This is a genomic window from Pseudomonas mohnii (assembly GCF_900105115.1).
GTDB lineage: Bacteria > Pseudomonadota > Gammaproteobacteria > Pseudomonadales > Pseudomonadaceae > Aquipseudomonas > Aquipseudomonas mohnii.
In genome coordinates this window covers 367,448-382,404 of record NZ_FNRV01000001.1, presented here as the reverse complement: position 1 = coordinate 382,404, position 14,957 = coordinate 367,448, and the positions used below count along the sequence as shown (strand labels likewise).

Annotated in this window: 16 protein-coding genes; 4 read left to right on the top strand and 12 right to left on the bottom strand. The window is 59.5% G+C overall.

Going from position 1 to position 14,957, the window contains the following annotated elements; translation table 11 throughout:
* Nucleotides 1–36 precede the first annotated feature (36 nt).
* From BLV61_RS01655 to BLV61_RS01645, 3 genes are read right to left on the bottom strand one after another with little or no spacing between them, the layout of a single operon-like run.
* Nucleotides 37–1,197, bottom strand: coding sequence for an NAD/NADP-dependent octopine/nopaline dehydrogenase family protein (locus BLV61_RS01655; protein ID WP_090462074.1), 1,161 nt, complete (start codon nt 1,195–1,197; stop codon nt 37–39).
* A gap of 28 nt (nt 1,198–1,225) precedes the next feature.
* On the bottom strand, nt 1,226–2,269 hold the full coding sequence (locus tag BLV61_RS01650; RefSeq protein ID WP_047529477.1) for a PLP-dependent cysteine synthase family protein: 1,044 nt from the start codon (nt 2,267–2,269) through the stop codon (nt 1,226–1,228).
* Between the two features lie 14 nt (nt 2,270–2,283).
* Entirely contained in the window at nt 2,284–3,678 is a 1,395-nt protein-coding gene (locus BLV61_RS01645; RefSeq protein ID WP_244159775.1) for a Y4yA family PLP-dependent enzyme, read from the bottom strand.
* 603 nt (nt 3,679–4,281) lie between these two features.
* Here BLV61_RS01645 and BLV61_RS01640 point away from each other — a divergent pair.
* The 4 genes from BLV61_RS01640 (at nt 4,282) to BLV61_RS01625 (ending at nt 8,391) form a co-directional block, all read left to right on the top strand.
* Nucleotides 4,282–5,172, top strand: coding sequence for an HpcH/HpaI aldolase/citrate lyase family protein (locus BLV61_RS01640; RefSeq protein WP_090462070.1), 891 nt, complete (start codon nt 4,282–4,284; stop codon nt 5,170–5,172).
* Between the two features lie 25 nt (nt 5,173–5,197).
* Complete coding sequence (locus BLV61_RS01635) at nt 5,198–5,599, top strand: ParB N-terminal domain-containing protein (RefSeq protein WP_047529471.1); 402 nt, start codon at nt 5,198–5,200, stop codon at nt 5,597–5,599.
* Nucleotides 5,600–5,708: 109 nt separating this feature from the next.
* Nucleotides 5,709–7,949, top strand: coding sequence for a TonB-dependent receptor (locus tag BLV61_RS01630; RefSeq protein ID WP_090462068.1), 2,241 nt, complete (start codon nt 5,709–5,711; stop codon nt 7,947–7,949).
* Between the two features lie 67 nt (nt 7,950–8,016).
* Nucleotides 8,017–8,391 (top strand): fe2+ zn2+ uptake regulation protein, encoded by a 375-nt coding sequence (locus tag BLV61_RS01625; protein ID WP_090462066.1) that lies wholly within the window; start codon nt 8,017–8,019, stop codon nt 8,389–8,391.
* Between the two features lie 93 nt (nt 8,392–8,484).
* Here BLV61_RS01625 and BLV61_RS01620 read toward each other — a convergent pair whose 3' ends face one another.
* The 9 genes from BLV61_RS01620 to BLV61_RS01580 form a co-directional block, all read right to left on the bottom strand.
* Entirely contained in the window at nt 8,485–8,691 is a 207-nt protein-coding gene (locus BLV61_RS01620; protein WP_090462065.1) for a hypothetical protein, read from the bottom strand.
* 174 nt (nt 8,692–8,865) lie between these two features.
* The gene (locus BLV61_RS01615) at nt 8,866–9,150 is read right to left on the bottom strand and encodes a hypothetical protein (RefSeq protein ID WP_047529463.1); all 285 of its coding nucleotides are present in this window, start codon (nt 9,148–9,150) and stop codon (nt 8,866–8,868) included.
* 205 nt (nt 9,151–9,355) lie between these two features.
* Complete coding sequence (locus BLV61_RS01610) at nt 9,356–9,586, bottom strand: hypothetical protein (RefSeq protein ID WP_047529461.1); 231 nt, start codon at nt 9,584–9,586, stop codon at nt 9,356–9,358.
* 131 nt (nt 9,587–9,717) lie between these two features.
* Nucleotides 9,718–9,939, bottom strand: coding sequence for a hypothetical protein (locus BLV61_RS01605; RefSeq protein ID WP_047538699.1), 222 nt, complete (start codon nt 9,937–9,939; stop codon nt 9,718–9,720).
* Nucleotides 9,940–10,010: 71 nt separating this feature from the next.
* A complete protein-coding gene (locus BLV61_RS01600) occupies nt 10,011–11,030 on the bottom strand; it encodes a DNA topoisomerase IB (protein ID WP_090462063.1) in 1,020 nt (339 codons plus the stop codon).
* Nucleotides 11,031–11,106: 76 nt separating this feature from the next.
* Complete coding sequence (modC, locus tag BLV61_RS01595; RefSeq protein ID WP_090462061.1) at nt 11,107–12,186, bottom strand: molybdenum ABC transporter ATP-binding protein; 1,080 nt, start codon at nt 12,184–12,186, stop codon at nt 11,107–11,109.
* Nucleotides 12,187–12,189: 3 nt separating this feature from the next.
* Nucleotides 12,190–12,870, bottom strand: coding sequence for a molybdate ABC transporter permease subunit (gene modB, locus BLV61_RS01590; protein WP_047529455.1), 681 nt, complete (start codon nt 12,868–12,870; stop codon nt 12,190–12,192).
* Nucleotides 12,871–13,638, bottom strand: a complete 768-nt coding sequence (modA, locus tag BLV61_RS01585) for a molybdate ABC transporter substrate-binding protein (protein WP_090462059.1) — start codon at nt 13,636–13,638, stop codon at nt 12,871–12,873.
* Between the two features lie 141 nt (nt 13,639–13,779).
* Nucleotides 13,780–14,844 carry an NAD(P)H-dependent flavin oxidoreductase gene (locus BLV61_RS01580; protein ID WP_090462057.1) on the bottom strand — a complete coding sequence of 355 codons (1,065 nt, stop codon included), beginning with the start codon at nt 14,842–14,844 and terminating at the stop codon, nt 13,780–13,782.
* Nucleotides 14,845–14,957 lie beyond the last annotated feature (113 nt).

The window sequence follows — 14,957 nt, the reverse complement described above, 5'->3', positions numbered from 1 at the left end:
TCAGCGGTCTGCTCGTCGAAAAATTGAATGAATGGATCAGGCGGCGGCGGTTGCCGGGCGTGGCCAATGGCTGGGGAAGTAGTCGAGTGCCGAGTCGCGCAGGCCCTGCATGTAGCCAACGCTCCAGTGCAAGACTTCTTCGATGTAAGGCACCTTGAGGTCGAAGCGCCTGGCCATTTCCACCAACAGCACCAGGCCGTAGGCGACGTCTTCGTTGAAGGCCCGGCTCTCGCGTTCGATCACGTAGCCGGCGCGGTTGTCGGCGGCTGGCACCATCGGCGCGAGGATGTCGTTGTAGGCCTGATTGGTGCGCAGAATCGCCAGCATGCTGCTCTGGTCGCGGATTTGCTCGCCGTAGGCGTCGACGATTTCCTGTTTCAGGGATTTGACCGAGGACAGGTCGATGCCCAGACGCTGACTGATGACCGTGCACAACTCCTGGCTTTCCTGATCCATGCGTTCGAGGAAGTAGGCGCCCAGTTCCGGGCACTCGGTCCACCAGCACATGGGTTGCGGGAAAATCTTGCGGTGCCACTGGCCGTAGGGGCCGATCAGTCCGTAGATCACCGAGCTGTGCATGATCGGGTTGCCCGGGGTCAGGGTGATCTCCAGGTAGTTTTCCAGCATCGTCACGCAGGGGCCGTACAGCCGGGTCAGCATTTCCTGCAGCTGTCGGCGTGATGCCTGCGACTCCCTGGCATGGGTCGCCACATACAGCTTGCTTTTGCCGCCGCCCATTTTGATCGAGCGTCCCGGCGCCAGTTCGAACGCGGTATGCGGGACATCCTTCATGCCCCAGATCACCAGGTTCGGACGGTCGGGCAGGGCGGCTTCGGCCAGCCAGTCGAAACCGCAGAAACCGGGAATCGCACCGATGTATACCGGTTTGCTTGCACTCAGATGCGGCGCGATGGCTTGCAAGGTTTGCGGTCGGGCATGGGCAGGCACGGTGATGATGACGATGTCGGCATCCTCGACGGCTGTCCTGGCATCGGTGGTCACGCGATCCAGTCGGGCCTCCAGTGTCGAACCGTCGGGCAACAGCGCCCGCATCGGCGTCTGGCGGGCGTGCCGTTCGATGATCTCCAGATTGCCGGTGAGCATCGAAACCTGAACATTGGGCAGCTGCTTGAACAGGATGGCGTTGAGATGGCCGGTCCTGCCGCCACCACAGATGGCGACTTTCAACACATTCATCGAGCGGTGCTCCTGTGTGGTGGGTGAGTCATGCGACGCTCAATTGCAGCGGTGCGGAGAAGGATTCCAGCCATTGGGTCTTGCCCAGCCAGGCATCCAGTTGCGGCGCAATGCCTGGATCGATCAGATCGCGTTCTTGCAGCCATTTCTCGTCGAACACCGTGTGCAGGTATTTCTCGCCGCCGTCGGCGATTGGCACCACCACGTTGCCGGTCAGCACGCCTTTGTGGATCAGTTCCAGCGCCTTGAAGATCGCACCGCCGGTTGAGCCTCCCACTAACAGGGCGAGGTTGCGCGCGATATAGCGGGCGGTTTCGAAGGCCTGGGAATCGGTGACTTGCACACCCAGGTCGATGCAGCTGTAGTCGAGCACCAGGCCGACGGTGTCGCCGGCCGGCGTGCCGGTGCCTGACTGGTAGTAGGGATAACCGGGATGCCCGAACACGATGGAGCCGGCCGGTTCCACCGCCACGGTGATGGTGTCCGGGTTATGCAGTTTCAGGCCGCGAGCGATGCCGGTCATCGAGCCGCCGGTGCCGACGCAGCCGACATAGGCGCCAATCACGCCTTCAACCTGGGCGATGGTTTCGCGAACGAAATCACTGTAGCCACCCGCATTGGCCGCATTGTCGGACTGATTCATGAACACGGCACCGGGAATGTCGCTGGCCAGTTCGGCGGCGAGTCGTTGCCGCTCGACCACCGCGACTTCATCTTCGCGATAGGTGCCTTTGACGAAACGAATGTCCGCACCTAGGGCCTTCATCACGGCGATCTTGTCTTGTGCGGCGTGGTGATCGACCACGGCGATGAAGTGCAAACCAAACTCGACCGCTGCCATGGCCAGCCCAATCCCGGTGTTGCCGGAGGACGATTCGACGACCACGCCGCCGGGTTTCAGGCGGCCGGACTTGAGCGCCGCCAACACCATATTGCGTGCCATGCGATCTTTGATGCTCCCGCCGGGGTTGTTCTTTTCAATCTTCAACAACAAACGCGCATGGGTATCCGGAACTTCAATGCCCAACATCGGCGTGTTACCTATAAGATCCGAAGTTTTATTCAATATCATTTCAACTATTCCCTTTAGTAGTCAGGTGAAAACGCATAGTTACCTTCCGTACAACAGGTCGCCGTCAACCGCCGGGGCAGGGGATGGCGATGAAACTCGTTTTCCAGCAAGTCCATCTGATACCCGGCGGTATTGACGTAAATCAATAAGTCGCCTGGCTGTGGTGCAGTCGAGAAGTTGATCAGGCGGTGACTGATAACGTCATCGTCCAGGCAACTATGGCCGGCGATATAAGCTTGCGTCGGGGTGTGGGGCGGGGCGTGTGAACTGATCAGGATCGGATCAACCAGGTATTCAGAGGCAAACCAGGTTTCGCACGCGCTGAAACTACTGCCTTCAACGAAGATGACGGTTTTGTTGTCGGCGAGTTGCTTGGTGCGGGTAACGCGAAACAATGAAATTGCTGCTTGATCGACGAGACTCCGCCCGGGTTCCAGCGCCAGGGTTATATTCTGCAGCTTTAAATAATTGGATATGGACAGTCCGGGTGAATGCTCGGCCTCCAGCAATAACGTCAACCATTGTGGCGCCGTCAGTTCTGCGCCGTAGGGATAATAAGCGTCGGGAACTTTTTGGTTGTGATAATGGCTCGGTTGATTGTCGTGCTGTAAGAATCGGGCATAGGTCTGCGGCTCGACATAACGAATCGGCAAACCGCCACCGATATCGATCATCTGTGGACTCAAGCCCATTTCCCGAGCCGCCTCGACGAACCCGGTGACCTCGCGTAACGCTTGTGCGCGGGATTCGAATCCATAGCCGCCCAGATGAAAATGGAAACCCTCGAAGTGAAAAACATCAGTGCTTCTGGTCAGCCGTTGAAGACTGTCGAGCAAGTCTTGCGCGTTCATGCCGAAGCGGCTCTGCGGGCTGCTTTTGGGCCTGTAACGCAGTAAAACCCTGGCTTTTGTGAGGGGGCGCCGTGCTTCGACAGTGCTTTGCAGATGATCGAACTCTTCCAGCGAATCGACGCAAATCAGTGAACCTGCGCTGACCAGTGCCTGATGAAATACGGCAGTTTTGGCCGGTCCCGTGGCGCAGATTTTGGCGGCGGGTGTACCGGCCCGGAGCGCCGCTTGCAGTTCGTGGATGCTCGACACATCGACGCCGATCCCCGAATTCGCCGCTGCGCCGAGCATGCTCTGGGACTTGTTGGCCTTGGCGCCATAGAAGATGGCGTAAGGCACGTTGTAGCGTTTCAACACGGCCAGGAGAGCCTGTGTATTTAATTCAAAGGCATGGGGCCAAACCAGATTCAAGGGTGAACCATGTTGTTTGACCAAGTCATCCAGCGTACCCGGGAACTTGTTGATCAGCGTGGAAATGACTGGGTCGATCAGCGGTTTTAACATGTCTGGCTGATGAACTTTAGTTAGTTGTTCGGCAGGCAGTGAATTTGCTATAGGCATCGTTAACCCCTGGCGTCGAAAACAACGTCGCCACTGATAGGTTGATAACTGTTTGCTATCGGAATCTTTTGCTAATTAAAAGCAGGGTTTAGAAATTCGGAGGCGGATGCCAGGCGATATCTGAAGTTGGATGGTTAACGCCGATCGTAATAAATGGATCACAAAAAAATCGCATTGGAACCTCATTCCATAAGTTCTGTACGGACGCTCCGATTGACCACCCGCTTATGGGCAATGCCCTGTAGATGGCCGGCAACTGAGATTCAAATGACATCACTGGCCTGTACTTCCCGAGGTGCTGATAACGTGCTTTGAAGCGAGGGTAGTTCCTCTTGGCGGAGCGAACAATATTGCGAACGAGAACTATTATCAAGTATGGTTTTCAAATATTTTTGAATAACGACCGGCGCAAGGCCACTCAATGAACGTGTATTTACACGCTCAAGGAAGCGGTCGCCCCGAAATAAAAAAGTCCTTTAATGCCTTGATCCCCAAGGCGTTAAGGGTTGTTGCAAGAGGCCCCGGGCGAGCACCCGGATCTGCCGCTGACGGGGCCGGAAAATGTTCAGAAACCACGACTGGTTCACGCCAAGGAGCAACGCCATGCAATTCGATCGACTCAACAGCAAGGCCCCACTCGCGATCAGCTACCTGTTCGTGCCGGGTAATCGTCCCGAGCGCTTTTCCAAAGCGGTCGAAGCGCGGCCCGATGCGATCATTCTCGATCTTGAGGACGCCGTGCACCCGGACAGCAAACCGGCCGCCCGCGCCGCCATCTGGGCCTGGCAGGAGACAACGCCGAGCGTTGCCTGCGAGCGTTACATTCGCCTCAACAGCGTCAGCAGCACGTTGTTTCGCCAGGACCTGACCTGGCTCAACGACATGCGCTTCCCGCAGCGCTGCAACGGGATTTTCCTGCCCAAGGCCGAGTGCCCCGAGGCCTTGAGCCGAGTGGTCGAACGTCTGCTGCAGTGGCAGCCGACGCTGAAGATCGTCGCGATCATCGAGACCGCCAAAGGGCTGCAGCAGGTGGAATCGATTGCGGCGATCCCCGGCCTGGCACGCCTGGCGTTCGGTTCACTGGATTTTTCCCTCGATATCAACTGCAGCCAGATACCCGAGGCGTTTCTGTTCGCCCGCAACCGCATCGTGCTGGCTTCGCGAACCGCCGATTTGCCGTCGCCGATCGATGGTGTCACGCCGGCGATCAGCGATTTGGCGGTGGTCGCCGGGGACTCGCATTACGCGCGTTCGCTGGGTTTCGGCGCCAAGCTGTGCATCCACCCCGCGCAACTGGACACGGTGCAACGCGCCTTCCTGCCGGACTCGCGCCAGCTGGCCTGGGCCGATCGGGTGATGAGCGCGGTGGCCACGGGCAGTCACGCGGTGCAAGTGGACGGTGAGATGGTCGATTTGCCGCTGATCGAGCACGCCCAACGCCTGCTCGATGTCGCCCGCCAGCACACGCCCATTGCCCGTGTCGATGCCTGCTGAACCCTCGGCCAATCAGGAGATCATCATGGAACAGGGTTATCAGATTGCGTTGCGGCCACTGTGCCGGGTGCTGCAGTCGGAACAGGTCGATCCGGCCAATGTGACGATGTTGCGTGAATCGATCGTTCGTGCGGGACATTGGCTGGAACCGATCATCGTCGAGCGCTCGCGAGGCATCGTGATGGACGGTAATCACCGCTTCAACGCCGCGTTGCAACTGGGCTTGAAGCGGGTGCCCTGTATCCAGCTCGATTACACCGATCCGCGGGTCTGTGTGCGGCATTGGCAGACAGGGCAGGCGTTCGAAGTGGCGCAGATATTCACCACCATCGCCCGCGGTGAACTCTTTCCCTACAAGACCACCCGGCATGCATTCGACCCCGCGTTACCCATGGTGGCGATACCGCTGGAGCGGCTGTACGCCTGACCCTCGCCGGGCCCATCCAAAAAAACTTTTCCGGGGGTGATACTTTTTCGTCAATCGACTGGCAATAGGAGTGATTACCATTTTCTATTGATGAAAGGATCTCCACGTCATGCCTGTTGTCAGTCGTCCCAGCGGTGAGCGTGTGCTAACGCTTGCCATGCGTACCGCTATGCTGAATTTTATTTTGGTCGCAGGAAGCGCCAGCGCCTGGGCCGCCAGCCCCGAGCAACAAGACGTTGCCGCCGACCCGCGTTCTAACGTCGCACCCGCCACGCCGGCCGATGACAGCCCGGACGCGCTGACGCTCGACACCACTAACATCAACGCTTCCTACAGCGGCCCGACTTCGTTGCCGGAAACCTTCGCCGGTGGCCAGGTTGCACGGGGAGCCCGCCTGGGCATGATGGGCAACAAGGATGTGATGGACACGCCGTTCAGTGTCACCAGTTACACCGCCAAGACCCTTGCCGACCTGCAAACCGTGACCGTTGCCGATGCGCTGGAGCGTGATCCTTCGGTGCGCTCCACCGGTCAAACCGGCGGTATCGTCGATTCGTTTTTCATTCGCGGCTTCCCGATCGGCGAAGGCAATCTTGGCGAGCTGGCATTCGACGGTGTGTATGGCGTAGCGCCGAACTATCGCGTGTTTACCGACTACGCCGAACGGGTCGAAGTGCTCAAGGGGCCAGGGGCGTTGATGTACGGCATCTCGCCCAACAGCGGCGTCGGCGGCGTGATCAACATCGTGCCCAAGCGTCCGCTGGATGAAGACTTGACGCGGGTCACCACCACTTACGCTTCGGATTCCCAGGTGGGTGGTCATCTGGATCTCAGCCGTCGCTTCGGCACGGACAATCAATTTGGCGTGCGCTTCAACGGCAACCTGCAGGGCGGCGACACGGCCATTGACGATCAACACCGCGACCTCGGTATTGGCGCCATCGCGCTTGATTACCGTGGCGAGCGCTTGCGCCTGAACCTCGATTACATCAGCCAGAAAGAGAGTTTCGAGGCGGCGTCGCGGCCATTCACCGTGGCGCCGGGCATCGATGTCCCGTCCGCGCCGAATGGCCGCACCAACCTGCCGCAGGACTGGGGCTGGTCGGACACCAAAGAGCAGTCGGCCTTGCTTGGTGGCGAATATGACCTGACCGACACGGTCACTGTGTTTGCCCACGCCGGTGGCGGCAAATCCGATGTCAAGCGCCTGTCCGACCAGGTGCCGAGAATCCTCAACGACGCTGGCGATACCAGCAATATTCCGGGCTACTACAAGTTCAACGTTGATCGTTCAACGGCGGACGCGGGTATCCGCGGTGTGTTCGCCACCGGGCCGATCACCCACACGACCACGCTGATGGCGACTAAATATCAGGATGAGCTGTCCCGGGGGATCACCAACGGCACCGAGATCCGTTCGAACATCTATCACCCGATCGAGGTGCCCAAGCAATACATCAACTCACCGAAGGTGCTGCGCATCTCCGAATCGGAACTGTCAGGCGTTGCGCTGACCGACACACTGTCCATGCTCGATGATCGTTTCCAGTTGACCCTTGGCGTGCGTCGGCAGGACATCGAATCTCGCAACTACAACGCAGCGGGTTCGGTCAGTTCGAAATACAACGAAAGCGCCACCACGCCTCTGGTCGGTGTAGTGGTCAAGCCTTGGGAAGACGTTTCCCTCTACTACAACTATGTAGAAGGCTTGAGCAAAGGGGATATTGCACCGGGGACGGCGGCCAATGCCGGCGAGACATTCGCGCCTTACGAATCGAAGCAGCATGAACTCGGTGTGAAATACGAACACGGCACCTTCATGACGACCCTGGCGTTGTTCCAGATCGAGAAACCGAGCGGTGAAATCGGCGCCGGTAACGTGTTTTCGGTGCAGGCCGAACAACGCAACCGCGGGATCGAGTTGAGCATGTTCGGCGAGGTGGCACCGGGCACTCGCCTGATGGGCGGCGTGACGTTGCTCGACGGCGAATTGACCGATTCGGCGACAGCCGCCAACCGTGGCAACAAACCGGTCGGTGTGCCAGACGTGCAGGCCAATCTGTGGGCCGAATGGGATACGCCATGGCTTGAAGGGTTCACCCTCACTGGCGGTGCGATTTATACCGACAGTCAGTACGTTAACCAGGCCAATACCCAGGAGCTCGACGCCTGGACCCGTTTCGATGCCGGCGCCCGTTATACGACGAAAATCGAAGGCCGGCCGACGACATTCCGCGCCACGGTGCAGAACGTGTTCGATCGTGAGTACTGGTCGGGCGTTGCTTCGTATGGCGCGTTTTCGCCGGGTTATCCGCGGACCTTGCAACTGTCCGCGACGGTCGACTTTTGACGCACAAGGGCAGGCACAGCCGTGGGCTGCTGCTTGCCCTGTTTCATTTGTGAACAGGAGTATTCGCATGCTGGACAACCATGGATCCACCCCAGTTGACCGGTGTCGTCCGTTTCAGGCCACGACCCATCAACTTGCTCTGGTATTTGATTCCAGTGCGAATCGCCATATCCGTGAGATGTTGCGAGTTTACGGACTGCGTACCAGTCTCTTTCGTTTGAAGGTGATCAATGCACTGGTCCAGGCTACTCGGGAGGGACGTTTGCCAGGCGTGCGGGGTGTGCATGCTGACATGCAAGCCTCCTCCTCGGAGCTGACGATTGTCAGTGTGCGCGAAGTACTCAAGCGCCTTGCCGGGGTGGGCGTCATCGTTTCTCAGCCGGATAGAACGTACCGCTTTACCGACGAGGCGTGGGAAATGCTCAAACCCCATCTTGGATAAGCATCCCCGCGCATGGGGCATGCGGCGCACCTTGAAGGGAGGGGGAATGAAAAAGCCCGACGTCCGGGTCGGGCTCTGCACGATCAACAGTCTTTAACGGTTCGCATCATCGGGCGGCGCTGCATTGCGCCGATCCGGGCCTGCTGGATTGCCCGTGTTTATCAGCCTTCTTTCCAGCAGAATATTGTGTAGCGCTTCGCGGTCCGACGGGTTCAACTGGTGCTCTCGCGCTTTGAGTTCCAGCAGGATAGGGCTGGACCACTGACGATAGGTGTGTTCGGCACTACGCGTGGGTGACATCGCTTCCTCCTTGATCAGGCTCCTGCCAATAAAGGCACCGCAGTTCGATACGTTTGAGACCCTAGTCGAGGAAACTGACTATCGCCACTGCAGCGTGTCGGACATTAGCCTCGCGAGTCCGCCGGATTGTGACCCATGAAATTCGGGCCGATGTGATCGGCCCGAATTTTTTGTCTAGACGTAAGCCTGACTACCAAAGCCCCTTGGCAATCTTTGCCGTCCCGCCATGGCCGACAACCGTTCGGTCCACGCCTGGCGCCAGTCATTGACGATATGCACGACTTTGGCTTTGCGGGCGGCGCGACGTGCCGCATTACGTTCGTTCCGGCGTGCTTCCTTGAAAACTTCGGTGTTGCGGCAGCTTCTGCATTTCACCCGGTTGAGTTCGCGGGTCGAGGTGAGATTGGTGCCTTTGTGACCGCAGGCCAAATGCCCGCTGACTTTGAAGTGAGTGACCATCAGAACGTCTCCTTGGTGACGTGTAAGCGTTTGACCACTCACGGTCGAGGACGTTCGGTCGTGACCCGGACACAAAAAAATCCCGGCGCAAGGCTGGGCAGGGGGGATGGAAGGCAATCAGGCAGGCACGCAACCGGTGACGATAACGTCGCCGATCATGCCTGCTGCACCAGGTCGCGCCTTGGCATCGAATGTGCGGATCGAATCATCTGAACCGTGGCAGGGGACGCTCGACAGGTTTGAGCGAAGACAGGGTGTTGCGAATCAGCGGCGTATCCTTTTCGATGTCGTTCAGGCGATCACGAATTCTGAGGGCTGTCGGATGTCCGCCTTGATGATCGACCCAGTCGGCGATTTCCTTGCACGCCGCAGCCAAACGAACCTGGCGCGAGTCGAGCAGGGTGAGCAGGGTGGTGATGGACTCTTTTTCGGACATGGAAAACACCTCCGCTTAAGAAACCTGGCAGTTGGCAGTAAAAAGCCCGCTGGAGGCGAGCTTTCTACCGGTGGGGCGCTGATCCTTCAGCTCCTTTGAGTATAGACCCGTATAGGGCACGCTAGAGCTCATCAGCCTTGACGGGCCATGACGTGTGACCTTGCATTGAGCTGCCGGCAAACGTGCCGGGCGTCTTCCTCGAGATCGTAACCGTCACCGATGAAGCCGTGGGTTCGGGTATCGGCGATGCGATACCAGACGGCGGCGTCAGGAGGCGGGTGAGCGGTTTCTCCGGCCCGGCGGCCATGAATGATGATCTTGTTGCATCGCTTCACGACGAAAATGTCTTCCATGGCGTCACCGCAGCTGATTCGTTTACACATCAACTATAGAAGTCATTTGCAATCGTGCAAAAAATAGACAGTCAATTCGTCGGTTCAGACACCAGTTTCTCCAGCAACATGGCCAGTCCGACTTCCTCGGCACGCAGGCCTTTACGCATCCGCGGCTTGGGCAACTGCGCCAATGTACCCAGCACAAAGCCTTCGAGCACCGCCGGATGGATGTAGCACTTGCGGCACACCGCCGGTGTATTGCCCAGCTGTCGGGCGACGTTTTTCACCATCTCCACCACATGCCGTTTCGCCTCCGATTCCGGTTGCCATTGCAACTCTCGCAGCACCGCAAGGGCGAGGGCGCTGCCGGCCCAGGTGCGGTAGTCCTTGGCGGTGAAGTCGGCACCGGTCAGGGTTTGCAGGTAGGCGTTGACGTCGGACGAGGTAATGCTGTGTCGCTCGCCGTTTTCATCGAGGTACTGAAACAGGGTTTGTCCGGGGATCTCCTGGCAGCGCTTGATGATGCGTGCCAGTCGCCGGTCTTTCACGGTGATCTGATGTTCGACGCCACTCTTGCCACGAAACTGGAACAGGATCGCACTGCCGTTGATCTCGACATGCCGGTTGCGCAGTGTGGTCAGGCCGTAGGAGTGGTTGTCCCGGGCATATTGAGTGTTGCCGACGCGGATCAGCGTGGCATCGAGCAAGGTGATGACCGTGGCCATGACCTTGTCGCGGCTGAAACCCGGCGCGGCCAACAAGGCTTCCAGCTGTTTGCGCAGTTTCGGCAAGGCCAGGCCGAAATCCCGCAGGCGCGAATACTTGTCCAGATCGCGAACTTCACGCCAGCGTGGGTGATACCGGTACTGCTTGCGGCCCCGGGCATCACGGCCGGTGGCTTGTAGGTGCCCGCGCGGGTCGGCGCAGATCCACACGTCGGTGTAGGCCGGCGGCACCGCGAGCGCGTTGATGCGCCGGATCTCGTCCGGGTCGGTGATGCGTTGCCCCGCCGGATCGAAATAGCAGAACTTGCCGCGCTGTTTCTTGCGGCGGATTCCGGGTTGGGTGTCATCCACGTAGTGCAGGTCGGACGGCAGCGCATCGGGCATGGCAATTGTCCTTGGCGAGGAGTCAGGGGGCCGTTAAAGGCATTGACCCCGCGCCGCCTCAGTCGTGCCAATGCCTTTACGCGAGCACCGCCACGGCTTTGATCTGCGCCCATAGTTGCTGGCCGGGACGGATGTTCAACTGGTCGCGGGAGAAGCGGGTGATACGCGCCAACAAAGGGGTTCCCGCCGCGTCGAGACGGATCAGTACATGGGCGGCATTGTCGGCGCCCATCTCGCTGACCACAGTGACCGGCAGAAGATTGAGGATGCTGCTGTGCTCGGCGCTGTGCAGGCTCAGGCTGACATCCCGCGCCTGAACCTTGCAGCGCAACGCCTGGCCCGTGGCCATTGGCGTGTGCGCCACGCGAATGTTCAAGGCCGTGTCGGGCAGTTGCAGGGTGAGCAATTGATAGTGGCTGTCATAGGCACAGACGCGCCCCTCAATCACCACGCCGGCGTCGTCGCCCAGCGCCAGAGGCAAGTCCAGGCGCGCCAGGGTTTGGCCAATCGGGCCGCTGGCCAGCGCCTTGCCGTTGCTCAGCAGGACGAGGTGGTCGGCCAGGCGCGCCACTTCATCCTGGGAGTGGCTGACATACAACACCGGGATGTCCAGTTCGTCGTGCAGTCGTTGCAGGTACGGGAGAATTTCGCTTTTGCGCTGGGCGTCCAGCGCCGCCAGCGGTTCGTCCATCAATAACAGTTTCGGGCTGGTGAGCAGCGCGCGAGCGATGCCGACTCGCTGGCGCTCGCCGCCCGACAGGTGTTGTGGATGGCGATCCAGCAGGTGGCCGATGCCTAACAGTTCGGTTGCGTGGGCCATGTCGACCCGACGCTGCGGTTTCGGGATACGTTTGAGCCCGAACTCCAGGTTGGCCAGCACCGACAAATGCGTAAACAGACTGGCCTCCTGAAACACGTAACCCAGGGCCCGCTTGTGCGGCGCCACGAAAATCTTCCTTTCGCTGTCCTGCCAGACTTCATCGTTGACCTGGATAAAGCCTTGATCGGCCTTTTCCAGACCGGCGATGCAGCGCAGGCAGGTGGTCTTGCCGGAGCCGGAATGGCCGTACAGTGCCGTGACACCACGGCCGGGCAGTTGCAGGTCGACATCGAGGTGGAACCCCGGGTAACTCAATTTCAGGCGCGTTTGAATCATCGGTCAGCTCCAGCCGGCTTTGGTTTTACGGCTGGAGTACAGCGCCAGCAACACCGCAAAGGAGAACACCAGCATGGCCCCGGCCAGCCAATGGGCCTGGGCGTATTCCATGGCTTCGACGTGGTCGTAGATCTGCACCGAGACCACTCGGGTTTTATCGGGAATGTTGCCGCCGATCATCAGCACCACGCCGAATTCGCCGACCGTGTGGGCGAAGCCGAGGATGGCGGCGGTGATGAAGCCGGGACGGGCCAGCGGCAGGGTTACGCTGAAAAAACTGTCCCAGGGATTGGCGCGCAGGGTCGCGGCCACCTCCAGCGGGCGGGTGCCGATGGCGGAAAAAGCGTTTTGCAGGGGCTGGACCACAAACGGCATCGAGTACAGCACCGAGCCGATGACCAACCCTGCGAAACTGAAGGTCAGAGTGCCCAGCCCCAGCGATTGGGTGAAGTGGCCGACAAAGCCGTTCGGGCCCAGCGCCAGCAACAGATAAAAACCGATCACCGTGGGCGGCAGCACCAGGGGCAGGGCGACGATCGCCCCGACCGGGCCGCGCAGCCAGGATTGGGTGCGCGAGAGCCACAACGCTATCGGAGTGCCGATCACCAGCAGGATGACGGTCGTCAGGGACGCCAGTTTCAGGGTCAGCCAGATGGCGGAAAAATCGGCACTCGATAGCGTCATTTAGAGTTGGTAACCGTAGGACTTGATGATGGCGGCGGCTTTCGGCCCTTTAAGGTAGTCAACCAGTGCCTTGGCAGCCGGATTGTCCTTGCCTTTATTGAGGATAACCGCGTCTTGTTTGATCGGGTCATGCAGGTTGGCCGGAACGATCCAGGCCGAACCGCTGGTGATTTTACCGTCCTTGTAAATCTGCGACAGCGCGACAAAACCCAACTCGGCATTGCCCGTGGAGACAAACTGATAGGCCTGGGTGATGTTCTGGCCTTCAACGATCTTGGCCTTCACGTTGTCGGTCAGACCTTCCCTGGCCAGTACTTGGGTGGCCGCCAGGCCGTAGGGTGCGGTTTTTGGATTGGCAATGGACAGATGCTGGTACTGATTGTCGCTCAGGACCTTGCCCTGGGCATCGACGTAGCCTTCCTTGGCCGACCACAAAGCCAGGGTGCCGACGGCGTAGGTAAAGCGCGAGCCCTTGACCGTGTCGCCTTCGTCTTCGAGTTTTTTCGGGGTGGTGTCGTCCGCCGAGAGGAACACTTCGAACGGCGCGCCATTCTTGATCTGGGTGTAGAACTGACCCGTCGCGCCGAAGGCGGTCACCAGCGTGTGACCGGTGTCTTTTTCGAAGCCCGCCGCGATGGCCTGGATCGGCGCGGTGAAGTTGGCAGCGACCGCCACCTGGACTTCGCCCGCCTGGGCGGTGCCAAAGGCGAACACCGCGAGAAGGCTGGTCAGGCAAGCAGGGGCGAAACGTGAGGCGCTAAGGGACATGAAACGGCTCCGTGGCAGGCATTACATAGAGGGGTAACGCTATATATCAGAATATATAGCGAAATGCCTGCAAACGGAACTTGGGGCATTGGACTGTGGCAAGCCCCCTTCACCACAGGTTTGTGTTGGCTTGAGGAATCGTCAGCGCCCAAGCAATTTCGCCAACCCTTCTTCAGCAAGTCGCCGGGTCAACGCTGCCGTGGTCATTTCCACACCCAAAGGGAATGCCTGTCCGGCCCAGAGATTGCTGAAATCCGCTTCGTCCTTCGCCCGCAAAGGCATCAACGCGCCGCCAGCGAGGGGAAAGGCCGGTGCCTTGTCGCTCATCGGCCCCAGTTCACGCATGACCCGATTGAGGATGCCGCGCGCCGGGCGCCCGGTGAAAATGTTGGTGACGGCGGTCTCGCTCTCCCGGGCCGTACGCAACGCCTGGTGATGAGACGCACTGACCTTGGCTTCCGACGTAAACAGATAGGCTGTACCCACTTGCACCGCCGAAGCGCCCAACATGAAGGCTGCCGCGACACCTCGCGCGTCGGCAATGCCGCCAGCGGCAATCACGGGTACTTGCACCGCATCGACGACTTGCGGCACCAGGGCAAAGATCCCGACCTGGCTGCTCAGGTCATCACTGAGAAACATTCCGCGATGTCCTCCTGCCTCGTAACCCATGGCGATGATCGCGTCGCAGCCATGGTGTTCAAGCCAGATGGCCTCTTCGACGGTGGTGGCCGAAGACACCACCTTTGCCCCGGTGGCTTTTACCCGATCCAGCAAGGATTTTTCCGGCAGGCCAAAGTGAAAACTGACCACTTCGGGGCGAAACGCTTCGATCACCTCACAGGCCGCGACATCGAAGGGCGCGCGGTTGGACACCGGCGTCGGCGCATCAAAGTCGACGCCCAACTCCCGGTAATAGGGTTCCAGCAGGTTTTTCCAGTCACGCGCGCGTTGCTCATCGGCAGCCGGCGGCTGGTGACAGAAGAAGTTGACGTTGAACGGGCGTGAGCTGTGTTGACGAATGGTCGTCAACTCGGCGCGTAATTGCTCGATGCTCAGCATGGCGGCGGGCATCGAGCCCAGGCCGCCGGCATTGCTTGCCGCAATCACCATGGATGACTGGGTGGCACCGGCCATGGGGGCTTGAATAACGGGCAGCTCGATCCCGAACAGATCAAGAATACGGGTGTCTGGCCATGGGCTCATTTTTGAGGTCTCCGACGTTGAAACCGGGCAGGGCGGTTCAAGCGGTTTTGTAGCAGCAATGACTGTCCCGAGGCCAGTCTTGTTTGACGCTGAATCAGCGGCGAAGCAGCCCG